This is a genomic window from Vibrio sp. A11 (assembly GCF_013048705.1).
Lineage (GTDB): Bacteria > Pseudomonadota > Gammaproteobacteria > Enterobacterales > Vibrionaceae > Vibrio > Vibrio metschnikovii.
In genome coordinates, this window is record NZ_VHSI01000006.1 from 88764 (window position 1) to 104013 (window position 15250).

The following is a 15250-nucleotide window of genomic DNA, read 5'->3' on the forward strand; positions in this document are numbered from 1 at the left end:
GCGCTTCAAGCCAAGCGCTGATTATGCGAAAATTGCGCTCTTTGCCGTTCACCACGAGTTTTTTATGTCACATTACACAGCCCCAAGTCAGATCACGCAGCGTCAATTCGCTTATTTCGCAGGCAAAAAAGTCTTGGTTGCCGGGGAGGTGGAAGATAGCTTTCCCATCGAGTTAAGCAAACACTGCGACGCAGTGACCGTTTTTACTACCCACTATGGCTATTATCGTCAATTACAGACCTCTTCTGCCGTGAAAAGTTATTTTGGCGCAGAGTTGACTGCCGACATTACGGCTGACTTGTTGCTGATTTATTGGCCAAAAGCAAAACTGGAAGCGCAATTTTTACTCGCCATGTTGTTGGCTAAACTGCCTGCACAGTGTGAAGTCATCGTCGTGGGAGAAAACCGCTCAGGAATAAAAGCCGTCGAAAAACTGTTTGCCCCTTATGGCACGATAAAAAAATACGATTCTGCTCGTCGTTGCTCATTCTATTGGGGACAATGTACACAACCTGTTGCTGCTTTTGATTTAGAAGATTGGTTTAAATCTTATACCGTTCATTACCAGCAACACACACTGACTATCCGCAGCCTACCAGGCGTATTTAGCCACGGTGAATTCGATTTAGGCAGTCAACTTCTGCTTGATAGCTTGCCCTCCCTGCAAGGCAAAGTACTTGATTTTGGTTGCGGTGCTGGCGTTTTGGGCTGTGTGATGAGTATACTTAATCCAGAGATTCAACTCGAAATGTGTGATATCAGCGCCCTCGCAATTCACTCCAGCCAAGCGACATTAGCGGCGAATGGCCTAACGGGACGAGTCTTTGCTTCCGATGTTTATTCAGATACTGACCAAGATTATCAATCGATTGTCACTAATCCACCCTTTCATTCAGGGCTAGACACCAGCTATCGAGCAACGGAAACCTTATTACAGCAAGCCCCCAATCATTTGACCGCGTCTGGTCAACTGTTTGTCGTTGCTAATAATTTCCTCAAATACCCACCATTAATAGAACAAGCATTCGGTAATTGTGTGACGCTAAATAAGACGGGTAAATTCTCAATTTATCACGCCCAAAAATAAGCTTACCGTCCGTAAATTGCCGTTTTTAACGACAATTTACGGAAGTAACATCAAAAAATTGCGCCCACCGACACGGTTTACTGTCAACTTACTTGTCAAAGTAAAAAAACACGTTAATTTCGTTATTTCATACACGTCACTTTATTCAATTTTCTCACTAAGGCTTTGTTGACTGTGAGCACTATGACAAATAACCCTTTGTTTAGATTTAAGTTTCATCGACAACATAAATTTAAACGTCTACAAAACACTCTGATGTTAGCGTTTCTGGCAGTCAGCCTCACTCCGCTAACGGTAACAGCCTTGTTCTTTCTTCATTCACACAGTAAAGACTTACAAGAACAAAGTACCTCACATCTCATTTCTGTACGAGATACCAAGCAGCAACAAATTATCGATTATCTCAGCGCCAAAGAGTCTGAAGTGATGGGATTTGTTCGTTCAGAACTTGCCTATGCCAGCGGTGGACGTTTTTACGGTTTGGTTAATGCCTTTCAACGATTAGGGGAAAATATTGAGCAAGCGCGTCTGCACGCTCAACAACGCTATATCCCCGGTTCTGGCGATCAAATCAGAACCTCTATTTTACCTAAATCAAGTAGTTACGCAGGTAGTGAACGTTATCGTCTACTGCACAAACGTTACCATGCAAGTTATCTAGAGCTACTGAAACGGTCTGACTTTGACGATATTCTGATCGTCGATCTACAGGGTAATGTGGTCTATTCAATTTTCAAGCATGCGTATTATGGCACGAATCTACTCAGCGATAATCCGCAGAACTCACCTCTCGGACGAACCTTCCAACAACTGGAACAGCAAGTGACTGAGCAACGTAAGGTCAATGAAGACTATACCCCTGTCATTGTGTCTGATTTTGCTGAATACAATGGACGCCAATATGCTTGGATGGGCGCCCCAATTATTCAACAAGGCTATCTTCACAGTTATGCCATGTTCCGTCTGCCGAATAATGGCATCACCAAATTAATTGCCGATCATAATCAAGACTCAGCCAAAAGGACGTTATTGGTTGGCCAAGATCACCGTTCTCGCACGCTGGCTTATCAACAAGCCGATGTGGATACCAGCAGTGAAGTGATTCAGTTGGCACTCAATGGCTCGCGCTCGGTCACAACCTATGAGAATACGCTCGGTGAAAAACAGATTGCCGCTTATGCGCCGATTCATTTGCAAAATCTCAATTGGGCTTTAGTTGTCGAACTCCCTGAAAAAGAAGCCTTTGCCCGAGTAAGACAACTGGAAAAATTATTTATTTTCGCGATGTTAACGGCGATCATCTTAGTAGTCATCGCTTCTCACTATCTCTCTAACTTTATTACTCTCCCTTTACTCAAACTCACTTGGGCAGCAGAACGCGTCTCCGCCGGTGATTTGGATCAACCGATCATTCATACTCAACGGCGTGATGAAATTGGCCGTTTGGCAGTTAGTTTTGAAAGAATGCAACGCTCGATCCGTGAAAAAATCCAACTGATCAAATCACAAAATATTGAGTTAGAAGATAATATCCAGCTGATTCGTAAACAAAATGATGAACTGCAATTAGCCAACAAACTTAAAGATGAGTTTTTAGCGACCACATCACATGAGCTACGTACTCCATTACACGGCATGATAGGCATTGCTGAAGCTTTGACTTCCGGTGCGAATGGGCCAATCAGCGCAGCCCACCGCTATCAACTCGACATTATTATCAGTAGCGGTCAACGTCTTGCCAATCTTGTTGATGATTTACTCGATTATCACAAGATGCGTTATGGTCATCTCGATATCGAAACTCAAGCCGTTAATCTCTCCAATGCGACCAGAATGGTACTTGAGCTGTCTCACCATTTACTGGGAAAAAAAACGCTACGAATTATTAACCAAATTGCCGATCAGCCATTATGGGTATCGGCTGATGCTCAGCGACTTGAACAGGTACTGTATAACCTGATTGGTAATGCGATTAAATATACCTCTGAAGGAAAAATTGTTATTTCAGCTACCCCAATGGAGCATCAAGTTAGAGTCCAAGTGGTCGATACTGGACAAGGCATTCCTGCTGAGCAATTAGAACATATTTTTGAACCGCTCATTCAAGCCGGGCACGATAGCAGCCGTTATCGTCAAGGTGCTGGTTTAGGATTGACGATTAGCCGCCAATTAATTGAATTAATGCAAGGCTCCTTGTACGTCAGTAGCCAGCCGATGGTCGGCACCACCTTTAGTTTTACGCTGCCACTCGCGACTTCACAACAAATCGCTCAAGCGCAGCGCAGTCAAATTGCTCATTTTCAAGCACCGGAATTATCCTCGATTGACGATCTCACTCAACCGCAACAACCAGAAAACCCACAAGGTCCTCTACTGCTGATTGCCGATGATGAGCCGGTTAACCTGCGTGTATTAGACAGTTTTTTACGTCTAGAGGGCTATCGTGTCCGAACAGCACTTGATGGCCATGAGGTTATCGAAGCGATTGCCAAAGAGAAACCTGAACTGTTACTGCTCGATGTGATGATGCCCGGCATGAGTGGTTATCAGGTCTGTGAGCAATTAAGAGAGCAGTACGATCATGCGCAACTACCCATTATAATGCTAACCGCATTAACCCAAAGTGATGATCGGATCAGAGGCTTTGCCGCTGGCGCCAATGACTATTTATCAAAACCTTTTAATAAACAAGAACTCGCCGCTCGAATTAAAGCTCACTTAAGCGCCAGTAAAGCAGAGCAACGCCGTATTGAAAATGCTCAACTTCAAAAAGAGCTCAAACAACGAGCGATGGTCGAAGCCAGTTTACTCGAAACTCAAGGCCGACTATTAGAGCAACTGGATTCAGCGCCAGAAGCGATTTTGTGTTTACGAGAAGACAATAAAATCCGCTTTGCCAATGAGGCGGCCTGTAAGCTATTTAAACGCAGCCAAGATCAACTCAAACGCTCTAACGCCGAAGAGTTGATTGCCCCTAAATATTTACTGGTTGAGCAAGAGCATTATTGCGGGAACATCGATATTTATATCGATGATGTCAGACAACACCTCTCCGCTGATGTGCTTCGCTTACCGGAAGGAAGCAGTTTTAAAACGATGTACATTTTTAATGTCGGTGGAAATCTTAACGCCAATCGTATCCATCAACTGGAAACCGCCGTCGACGCGTTATCAAGCTATGCTTTTGCTGGTGATAAAGACAAACTTCAGCAGTTAAAAGAGCTAGGAGGTGAATTTACTCGCATCGCAGAAAAAGTGGCCGGAGAAACCCCATCAAAACAGGCGTTAATGCGCGCCGTGTTGGTTGATGCGATGACGAGCGCTCTCGACTACTGGGAAAAAGTCACAGGACAAAGTAAGTTTACTTTTGCTGAACAAAGTGGATTATGGCGCGTCTATTTAGATCGTAGTACTTTGCAAACTCGAACGTTGGATAAGTACTTACGTATTGAAACGCTACCCAAAACGCCTCGCTGGCGCACGGTGCTGAACTCTCTTGACTACATATTGGAACACTGTCAGGAGCAAGGCCCAGAGCGAACCTACATCGAAGTACAACGAGATAAATTACAGCAATTGTTAACGAGCGAGTAAGCGCTACTGCACTGGCTAATATTTGATGTCTCAACAATCACGGCCCTTTATCAAACAAGCCTATTTAAATAGGCTTGTTTGAATTCTCAACCACTCATTGGTATCTACAGTATGATGACCGCAATCCCCCGACTAATGGCCACCAACTCAATCATCATCAAGCTAACGTTCGTTGATTTTCTTATCAAAACAACCCTCTGATTTATCTCTCTATACCTATAATTTTTCCGTTAAATCGGCAACCAATTCAGTGTTGCACCTTGTTTAACTGGCTAATAAGTCAAGTTTGCGAAGATAATCACAACAATTTGCCAGATTTAATTTATGAAGTGAAATTTCTATTTTTAACACCAGTGAGCAAGGTCTCAGTAAATAAAAAAACCAGATGATGCTATATATATAAAGGTAATGAAAGATAGTAACCACTTACAAATTGGCGGCATGATTGACTCATTTGCGAAGTGAATCACTGTTTACTATTTCAACACTCATGAGGCAATTAGATTCATTTTAACAAAACTGACGTCAAGTAAGAGTATTTTGACGTTTTTAACGGGAATTAGAATTGATAATTTTCCTTGTAAGGTGTTTCCTTACCTCTGTCAACGACCTACAGGCCACTCATGCCATTGAGCTTTGACTTAATGAACATCATGAGGTGGGTCATTGCCGAGTGTTAATCCGATGATGACATTCAAACCCTATTCATATCCGTATGTGAAATGAAAGCAAATAGTAAGGAACAGCTATGCTTGCCAATATAAAAAAAACTGCCCTAGCCGCTGCCGTAATTACTGCAGCCGCAACCGTGTCAACTCCAGCGTTTGCACGCAGTGAGTTGACCATCGTACCCGATTTTTACCCAACCATGGTGCGCAACTTTAACCCTTACCTTGCCACGAATTTAAGAACAACCACTGACTTCATTTATGAACCATTGGTCATTTTTAATGAAATGCACGGTAATACTCCCGTTATGCGTTTAGCCGAAAACTTCTCCATGTCTGACGATTTAATGAGTGTCACTTTCGATATTCGTAAAGGCGTCAAATGGTCAGATGGTAAGGGCTTTAGCGCGAACGACGTCATCTTCTCATTCAATCTAGTGAAAGAAAAACCTGAACTAGATCAACGCGGTATCAATAAGTGGGTCACCAGCGTTGAGAAGATTAATGACTACAAAGTGCGTTTTCGTTTGAGTGAAGCTAACTCCAACGTTCCTTATGAAATTGCTCAAGTACCGATTGTTGCTCAACATATCTGGAAAGATGTCAAAGAGCCAACGACATTCACTAACCAAAACCCGGTTGGTACTGGTCCATTTACCGAAATTGATACCTTTACTCCACAACTTTACATCCAGTGCCGCAACCCGAATTACTGGGACGCAGCAAGCTTAAAAGTCGATTGTTTACGCGTGCCACAAATTGCCAATAACGACCAATTATTGGGACAAATTATTAACTCTGAGCTTGACTGGACATCCTCATTTGTTCCCGATATCGATCGTACTTACGCGGCGGCCAATCCAAATCACCACTACTGGTATCCAGCGGCAGGAACACAAGCGTTTATGATTAACTTCAAAAACGCCGATCCTGCGAAAAAAGAAGCACTGACTAACGTTGATTTCCGTCGCGCCTTCTCAATGGCACTGGATCGTCAAACCATCATTGATATCGCCTTCTATGGTGGTGGTACGGTCAATGATTTTGCTTCTGGTCTTGGCTACGCGTTTGAAGCATGGTCAGATAAAGCGGTACACGATAAGTATAAAGGCTTCAATACCTACAATGTCGAAGGTGCCAAAGCGCTACTCGCCAAAGCTGGCTTTAAAGATATTAATGGTAATGGTTTTGTCGAAACACCATCAGGTAAAACCTTTGAGTTGTTAATTCAATCGCCTAATGGCTGGACCGATTTTAATAACACCGTTCAGCTAGCCGTTGAACAGTTACAAGAAGTGGGCATTAGAGCTCGAGCACGTACGCCTGAGTTTGCAGTTTATAACCAAGCCATGCTCGAAGGTAACTACGATGTCGCTTATACCAACTACTTCCATGGTGCCGATCCTTACACTTATTGGAATAGTGGTTATAACTCAGCGCTACAGTCTGGTGATGGAATGCCGCGTTTTGCCATGCATTTCTTCAAAAATGAAGAGCTTGACCGTCTTCTAAATAGCTTCTACAAAACCGCAGACCGTAATGAACAGCTAGCCATTGCTCACAAGATCCAAAAGATCATCGCTGAAAATCAAGTCACCGCTCCTGTTTTGTCTGGTGCTTGGATGTACCAATATAACACCACGCGCTTTACTGGCTGGTGGAACGAAGAAAATCCAAAAGGCCGTCCAAGTATTTGGGCTGGTATCCCAGAGCGTTTACTACATGTACTGGATTTAAAACCCGTTAAGTAAACGTTGATTGCTGCGGCGCATTCGTTGCGCCGCTCTTGAAAATCCCCTCTCTTATTAATGATAAGTATGGCGCGTGTCGTCAGGGGATTTCTCGCTCTCAACTTTCTGTGAGCGACCTGAATAATATAACCAAACGGCTTGGAGTTGCAGCTAGCCAACATTACCGCAACTTCAAATAGCACGGGGTTATCAGGATGACTGGGTGAGTAAGGGGTAAGTTATGGGATATTTTTTAAGACGTTTGTCATTTTATTTTGCGGCGTTGCTGGTTGCAGCAACCCTCAATTTTATTATACCGCGAGCCATGCCCGGAGATCCGGTGACCATGATGTTCGCACACGCAACCGCACAAGTGACACCAGAACGAATTGAAGCCATGAGACAACTGCTTGGCTTTGTTGATGGACCGATTTGGGTTCAATATTTTACTTATATGAAAAGCATCCTCAGTTGGGAACTCGGGACATCGATCAAATTCTATCCATTAAGTGTTAATGAGCTTTTAGCGGGTGCTTTTGGTTGGTCACTATTCCTTGCTGGCACAGCGGTGATTATTTCATTTTCGATTGGCTCTATCCTCGGCATCTTTGCTGCTTGGAAACGAGGCAGTTACTACGACTCTTTTGTGACCCCTGGGATGCTGGTGATTCAAGCGGTTCCCCAAGTGGTTATTGCCATGCTCGCCATGTACACCTTTGCTATCGGCTTAAGATGGTTTCCAACTGGTTACGCTTACACACCAGGTACCATTCCAGATTGGACAAGCTGGGCTTTTATTAAAAACGTAGGATTTCACGCTGTACTGCCTTTGCTTTGTGCCTCAATCGTGCAAATAGGTGGCTTCTTAGTCAACATGCGCAACAACATGATTAACTTGTTGGCTGAAGATTACATCACGATGGCGAAAGGCAAAGGACTCAGTGAAAACCGAGTCGTTTTTAACTACGCCGCTCGTAATGCACTATTACCCAGCGTCACCGCTCTTTCAATGTCACTCGGCATGGCGATAGGTGGTCAATTAATTATTGAGATTATCTTCAACTACCCCGGCCTTGGTACGGTTTTGTTCAACGCGATCACCGCGCGAGATTACCAGGTTTTGCAAGGCCAATTGATCATCATGACGCTCTTTATGCTGTTCTTTAACTTACTCGCCGACATGCTTTATGTTGTGCTCGACCCGCGTTTACGCCGGGGAGGTAAATAATTATGCAAGCACTCGTGAAACTTCTTCGGGGTAATAGAATGGCAATGCTCGGAGTGATCATTCTTAGCCTGTTCTTACTGATGGCCGTTTTTGCGCCGTTAATTACTCAACATGCACCCGATAAACGGACGGGAAATCCACATGAATACCCAAGCTTTATCGTCAAAGCCGCAAAAGCTAATCCAGACGGTTGGATAGCGACTAATCTGGGCAACGATCGTCGAACTTTGGCGATGTCCAAAAAAGAGAACCATGTGCTCGGCACTACCCGTATGGGACGAGATGTGTGGGCTCAAGTGGCCTATGGAGCAAGAGTATCACTGGCGGTTGGTTTTGGCGCTGGAATCACCGTATGCTTTTTAGCGACCATTATTGGCGTCTCAGCGGGTTACTTTGGTGGAAAAATCGATGATTTTCTTACCGCTGCGATGAACATCATGTTGGTAATTCCCCAATATCCCTTACTGTTTGTGGTCGCCGCCTTCATTGGTCAAGCTGGGCCACTGACCATCGCACTGATAATCGGTTGTACCTCCTGGGCTTGGGGCGCTCGAGTCGTGCGAGCACAAACCATGGCACTGCGTGAAAAAGAGTTTGTCAAAGCCGCAGAAGTGCTTGGTGAGTCTTCTTGGCGGATCATTTTTGTCGAAATTCTTCCTAACCTGATTTCGATTGTTGGGGCAAGTTTTATCGGCTCGGTGATGTACGCGATTATGATGGAAGCCACCATCTCCTTTCTCGGTTTAGGCGATCCAAACACCATCAGCTGGGGCATCATGCTCTATAACGTACAAACCTCCTCCTCGATGTTAATTGGCGCGTGGTGGGAACTGTTAGCTCCTTGCCTTTCTTTAACCTTATTGGTGACTGGCTTAGCGTTGCTTAACTTTGCGGTTGATGAGATAGCAAACCCACAATTGCGTTCTCACAAAGGCATGAAACGTTGGAAGAAGCTTGCCAAGCAAGAACAGAAAGAGCGTAAACCAGCCATGCAACCTCAACAAGCCATTTGGAGCGGAGACAAATAATCATGACCCAACCTATTATCTCAATCCGCAACCTCTGTGTTGATTATATTACCGATGCGGGCGATGTTCGCGCTTGTAATAATGTCAGCTTTGATATTGCGCCAAAAGAAATCTTTGGCCTCGCTGGCGAATCTGGTTGTGGTAAATCGACCGTCGCTTTCTCGTTAATGCGTTTACATAAGCCGCCCGCATTTATTACTGGGGGAGAAGTCATCTTCAACGGCGAAAATATTTTGCAATACAGTGAAGAACGTATGCAGTCCTTTCGCTGGAGCCAAATGTCGATGGTCTTCCAAAGTGCGATGAATGCGCTCAATCCAGTATTAACCATGGAAGAGCAGTTTTGTGATGTGATCATGCGTCATACCAATATGAGCCGCTCACAAGCGAAACGGCGTGCTGAAGGCTTATTAGAGATTGTCGATATTCATCCTAGCCGTCTCAATGACTATCCGCATCAATTCTCCGGAGGGATGCGTCAACGGCTAGTAATTGCGATTGCTTTAGCCCTTAATCCGAAAATGATCATTATGGATGAACCCACTACTGCATTGGATGTGGTCGTCCAACGAGAGATCTTGCAAAAGATCTATGCGTTAAAAGAGGAATTTGGCTTTGCCATTTTGTTCATCACTCACGATCTGTCTTTGATGGTCGAATTCTCAGACCGGATTGGGATTATGTACTCTGGTGAACTGATTGAGGTGGCTCCTTCTAAACAAATTTTAGAGACCCCTTATCACCCTTATACCAAAGGACTAGGCAGCTCGTTCCCACCCTTAACCGGACCGAAAAATAAACTCACAGGAATCCCTGGCAATCCACTGAACTTATTGGAAATTCCCCATGGTTGCCGTTTTCAAGCTCGCTGCGATCGCGTTCATGAAGCCTGCAGCAAAGTGCCCACTGAGTTGCGTCTAATTGAACAAGGACGCTTCTCGAATTGCCATCTCTATGGTGAGCCGATTGCTCAGCGAAAAGCATGAGTATTGAGGTAGGCAAACAACTGAATTTCTGGAGATAACAATGAGTAATGTATTAGGCCAACTGTTGGTGGAAGGTAAAAATCTCGTCAAGGATTTTCCACTAAATAGCAATAGTCTTAAACAACCGATGATGCGCGCTATCAATGACGTATCATTTAAAATGTACAAAAGTCGTGGCTTATCAGTCGTGGGAGAATCTGGTTCAGGGAAATCAACCACGGCCAAAATGATCGCCAAGATGTATGCCCCTAGTTCAGGAACGATTGAATACAAAGGCAGAGATATTCTTAACATTAAATCACGTTCAGATTTAATGCACTACCGTGAGGGTGTGCAGATGGTATGGCAAGATCCCTTTGGATCGCTCAATCCAACCCATACTATTTTTCATCACATCGCTCGTCCGCTACTGATCCATAAAAAAGTCACACCGGGGAATAAAAAAGAGCTGCAAGAGCGAGTGTATGATTTGCTTGAGCAGGTTGGTTTGATTCCGCCGAAAGAGACCGCTGAAAAATACCCTCATCAGCTCTCTGGTGGACAGCGACAACGCATCAACTTAGCTCGTAATATCGCCGTTGGCGCAGAAGTGGTACTCGCTGATGAACCAACCTCGATGCTCGATGTGTCGATTCGTGCTGGGGTCTTGAACTTAATGCAAGAGATGAAGTTTGAAAAACAGATGTCTCTACTCTACATCACCCATGATATCGCCACCGCCCGTTATATTGCCGAAGATCTCGCCGTGATGTATGTCGGTCATATGGTTGAATGGGGAGACACCGATGAGATCATTCACGATCCACAGCATCCTTATACCCAGTTGCTCGTCTCTGCGGTTCCCGATCCTAAAAAGTCGATTCATGAAAAACTCAAAGGCAATAAAGGTGAAATTCCACTCTGGACACCCGACTCCGTTGGCTGTCCCTTTGCTGGGCGATGCCTGCACGCCAGCGAGCGCTGCCGAGAAAAACTGCCCGAGGTAACCCAGCTATCAGAAAACCATTTTGTGCGCTGTTATTTATTTGAACATTAATACTAGCCTTATCGTTGGCTCGCGACTTTGGGGTCACGATAAGGAAATGTCGAATCGCTATCTGCAAACAACTTGGAGCGTCAAGTAGCAAGGAGATAAATAACTATTGAATCATCAACATAACAACGATTTTGCGTGATTAACGGAGAGAGGAATGCAATTACTCATTAACCACATTGGTTATGAAGCGTTGGGACCTAAACAGGCCGTATTATTGACCTATCAATCGGCTTTTTACGTTGAAGAAGCCCGCTTGGTATGTGCGCATACACATCAAACTATGGCTCGTATTGCGATTGAATTTGGTGGCCAAGTCGATGGTTGGCATCAGGGGCATTTTCATCGTCTCGATTTTTCGGCCATCACGCAAATTGGTCAATTCTATCTTTGTGTCGATAACGCACGCTCAGCCACTTTTACTATTCAATCTGGGCTACTGATGCAGCGTACCTTTTCGGATGTACTGCATTATTTTAAATCACAACGCTGTGCTGGCGTATTCGATAGACAAGATAAGCAAGTACCACTGCTGGGCACTTCACTCACTGCCGATGTGCACGGCGGTTGGTACGATGCTTCTGGTGACGTCAGTAAATACTTCAGTCACCTTTCTTACGCTAACTATTTGAACCCACAACAAACACCTATGGTGGTATGGAATATGCTCAAAGGGTTAGCGCTTTTAAACCATCACTCGGGTTTTGCTGATTTCTCTCGCATTCGTCTCATGGAAGAGGCGTTGTTTGGTGCTGATTTTCTCGTTCGTATGCAAAACGCCGAGGGTTTTTTTTATGTCACAGTATTTGACAAGTGGAGTAAAGATCCCAAACAACGCGAAATTTGTAGCTATGCCACTCAACAAGGGCGCAAATCTACCGATTATCAAGCTGGCTTTCGTCAAGGTGCAGGAGTGGCGATTGCCGCGCTAGCGGCGGCTGCTCGCTTATCCGAGCACGGCGAGTTTACTCAGCAGCAATACCTAGAAGCAGCACAGCGAGGTTATCAACATTTGCTAACGGCCAATCTCGCTTATCTAGATGATCAGCAAGAAAATATCATTGATGAATATTGCGCCCTATTAGCCAGTTGTGAGCTCTATCAAAGTACTCAGCAAGCCGACTATTTACTCGAAGCTCGCCAATGGGCTCAGCGTTTATCTGCTCGACAAATGAGTGATGAACAGCATAACCATTTTTGGTCAGCCAATCAGGACGGTTCGCGCCCTTATTATCATGGGGTTGAAGCTGGTTTGCCTGTGATTGCACTGTGTGAATATCTGGCAATTGAGCCTGAACTGACCCAGCGCGAAGTTGTGCAGCAGGTGGTGACTCAAGCCTGTCAATTTGAACTGACCATTAGCTCGCAAGTACACAATCCTTTCGGTTACCCACGACAATACGTATGTGACACTAAAGGCCTAAAACGCAGCGCTTTTTTCATGGCTCACGACAACGAAACTGGTTACTGGTGGCAAGGAGAAAATGCTCGGCTCGCTTCATTAGCCAGTATGGCTTACTTAGTACAGCCTTATCTTACCGATAACCGCCTGAGTCAGTCATTACTTGCACTAGCCCACAATTCACTGAATTGGATCTTAGGGCTTAATCCTTATGACCTCTGCATGCTCGATGGTCATGGCCATCATAATCCCGATTATTTACCAGATTTGGGCTTTTTTAATGCCAAAGGCGGGATCTGCAATGGGATTACCGCAGGATTTGATGATGAGCAAGATATCGCTTTTAACCCTGAACCACAAAAAGACGATTTGCTACAAAACTGGCGCTGGGCAGAGCAGTGGATGCCTCATGCCGCTTGGTATTTGTTAGCAATGACCACTCAGTTTGCTCACTTTACCTCCGTAGGAGAATAACCATGAGTCCGCATTTAACTCACTTGCTCAACGTCAATGGCAGTAAGGATAGAGTATGAATTATCGAATGGATTTTGCTGTGCTGAGCGAGCAAGCTAGCCATTGCCGTTTTGGCTTAACCTTGCATAATCTAAGCGATCAGCCCCTGACTGACTGGCGCTTACACTTTGTGATTGAGCGTTATATTGACCCCAATTCCCTCACTCAAGGTCAGCTACAGCAAACAGGGAGCTTTTGCACCATCGAGCCTAATTGCCAGATTTTAACTGCCAATAGTCACTTTTACTGTGAATTTAGCATAAAAACCGCACCATTCCACTTTTATACCGACGGTATTAAAGAGGCTTTTATCGAATGGTCAAGTGCCAATACTATTCATCGCCAAACCGTTACCGTCACGCCCATCGCTCTGCTGTCTAGCCATAAACGGCGCAGTGTTGTCGAGGCGGTTGAGTGCGCAGAGCTGTGTTTAATTCCCTACCCTAATCATCTGCAGCGATTCGAGGGCAAGCTCTCTTTACCTCGCCAAAGTGGATTCGCAATACAAACGGAAAAAGCTCATCACGCCAGTCAGTGGTTTCAACAGCAGCTGATGGCGTTATACGCATTCCCTATTGAGGAGCAAGCGGAAGCCGCGCCGATCCTTTATTGTCTTAAACCAACACTTGATGCACAAAGTTATCAATTGGAGATCGACCAACAAACCATTCGCGTCTTCGCCAATAGCGAAACCGGCTTTATGTATGCCAGCGCTACGCTATTACAGCTCGCTCAACACAATGATCCGGTTGTCGATTTTCCCTGCCTAACCATTAGTGATGCTCCGCGCTTTGACTACCGAGGCATGATGCTCGATTGCGCACGACATTTTCACTCTTTAGAAACGGTTAAACGCTTAATCAATCAACTGGCCTACTACAAATTCAATACTTTTCATTGGCATTTAACCGATGACGAAGGCTGGCGGATTGAAATTAAATCGCTGCCGCAACTAACGGACATTGGCGCATGGCGCGGTGTTGATGAGGAACTAGAGCCCCAGTACAGCACGCTCACGGAACGTCATGGGGGATTTTATCGTCAATACGAAATCAAAGAGGTGATTGCCTATGCCGCTGAGCGTGGGATCACGGTCATCCCAGAAATCGATATTCCCGGTCACAGCCGCGCGGCCATCAAGTCACTCCCTGAGTGGTTAATCGATAGAGAAGACAAGTCAGCTTATCGCAGTATTCAATATTATACCGATAACGTGCTCTCTCCCGCTCTGCCCGGCACCTATCAGTTTATTGATCGGGTTTTAGAAGAAGTCGCTGCCCTGTTTCCAAGCCCATGGGTTCACATCGGTGGCGATGAAGTCCCTGAGGGTGTCTGGCTCAATAGCCCTAAGTGCCAAGCCTTAATGGCAGAGCATGGTTATACCAGTAGCCATGAATTACAAGGTCATCTGCTGCGTTATGCCGAGCAAAAACTTAAGTCACTGGGTAAACGCATGGTCGGATGGGAAGAGGCGCACCATGGCAATAAAGTCAGTAAAGATACCGTGATCTACTCTTGGCTGTCGGAAAAAGCCGCTTTGCACTGCGCCAAGCAAGGCTTTGATGTGATCTTACAACCGGGACAATTTACCTACTTAGACATCGTACAAGATTACGCGCCAGAAGAACCCGGTGTTGATTGGGCCGGAGTGACACCGCTAGAACGCGCTTATGGCTATGAGCCATTAGCTGAGGTCGCCGATAACGATCCGCTGCGTAAACGTATCCTCGGTATTCAATGCGCCCTATGGTGCGAACGAATCAATAACCCATCACGTCTCGATTATATGATTTATCCACGCTTAACCGCTCTCGCCGAAGCTGGCTGGACCGAAAAACAGCATCGTGATTGGTCCGGTTATTTGACACGTTTAAAAGGTCATCTGCCGCTACTTGAGCAGCAAGGTATTGACTATCGCCATCCATGGCAAGCAAAGCAGCAGAACTAAATCCACTTAACTCTTTATTTTTTATCTGCCCCA

Annotated in this window: 9 protein-coding genes; all 9 read left to right on the forward strand. The window is 45.1% G+C overall.

Translation table 11 applies throughout. The annotated features are described in order from the left end of the window. The first annotated feature begins 64 nt into the window (after positions 1-64). The 9 genes from rsmC (at position 65) to FKQ60_RS08220 (ending at position 15217) form a co-directional block, all read left to right on the forward strand. On the forward strand, positions 65-1087 hold the full coding sequence (gene rsmC, locus FKQ60_RS08180; protein ID WP_170906287.1) for a 16S rRNA (guanine(1207)-N(2))-methyltransferase RsmC: 1023 nt from the start codon (positions 65-67) through the stop codon (positions 1085-1087). A gap of 255 nt (positions 1088-1342) precedes the next feature. Beyond that, positions 1343-4681 (forward strand): response regulator, encoded by a 3339-nt coding sequence (locus FKQ60_RS08185; protein WP_249374283.1) that lies wholly within the window; start codon positions 1343-1345, stop codon positions 4679-4681. Between the two features lie 748 nt (positions 4682-5429). After that, positions 5430-7100 carry an ABC transporter substrate-binding protein gene (locus FKQ60_RS08190; RefSeq protein ID WP_004394189.1) on the forward strand — a complete coding sequence of 557 codons (1671 nt, stop codon included), beginning with the start codon at positions 5430-5432 and terminating at the stop codon, positions 7098-7100. A 220-nt stretch (positions 7101-7320) separates the two neighbouring features. After that, entirely contained in the window at positions 7321-8307 is a 987-nt protein-coding gene (locus FKQ60_RS08195; protein WP_004394190.1) for an ABC transporter permease, read from the forward strand. A gap of 2 nt (positions 8308-8309) precedes the next feature. Further along, on the forward strand, positions 8310-9335 hold the full coding sequence (locus tag FKQ60_RS08200) for an ABC transporter permease (protein WP_154170222.1): 1026 nt from the start codon (positions 8310-8312) through the stop codon (positions 9333-9335). A gap of 2 nt (positions 9336-9337) precedes the next feature. Continuing rightward, a complete protein-coding gene (locus tag FKQ60_RS08205; protein WP_004394193.1) occupies positions 9338-10321 on the forward strand; it encodes an ABC transporter ATP-binding protein in 984 nt (327 codons plus the stop codon). A gap of 40 nt (positions 10322-10361) precedes the next feature. After that, positions 10362-11357 (forward strand): ABC transporter ATP-binding protein, encoded by a 996-nt coding sequence (locus tag FKQ60_RS08210; RefSeq protein WP_004394196.1) that lies wholly within the window; start codon positions 10362-10364, stop codon positions 11355-11357. Between the two features lie 154 nt (positions 11358-11511). Then, complete coding sequence (locus FKQ60_RS08215; RefSeq protein ID WP_154170220.1) at positions 11512-13230, forward strand: glycoside hydrolase family 9 protein; 1719 nt, start codon at positions 11512-11514, stop codon at positions 13228-13230. A 55-nt stretch (positions 13231-13285) separates the two neighbouring features. Further along, positions 13286-15217 (forward strand): family 20 glycosylhydrolase, encoded by a 1932-nt coding sequence (locus FKQ60_RS08220; protein ID WP_154170218.1) that lies wholly within the window; start codon positions 13286-13288, stop codon positions 15215-15217. Positions 15218-15250 lie beyond the last annotated feature (33 nt).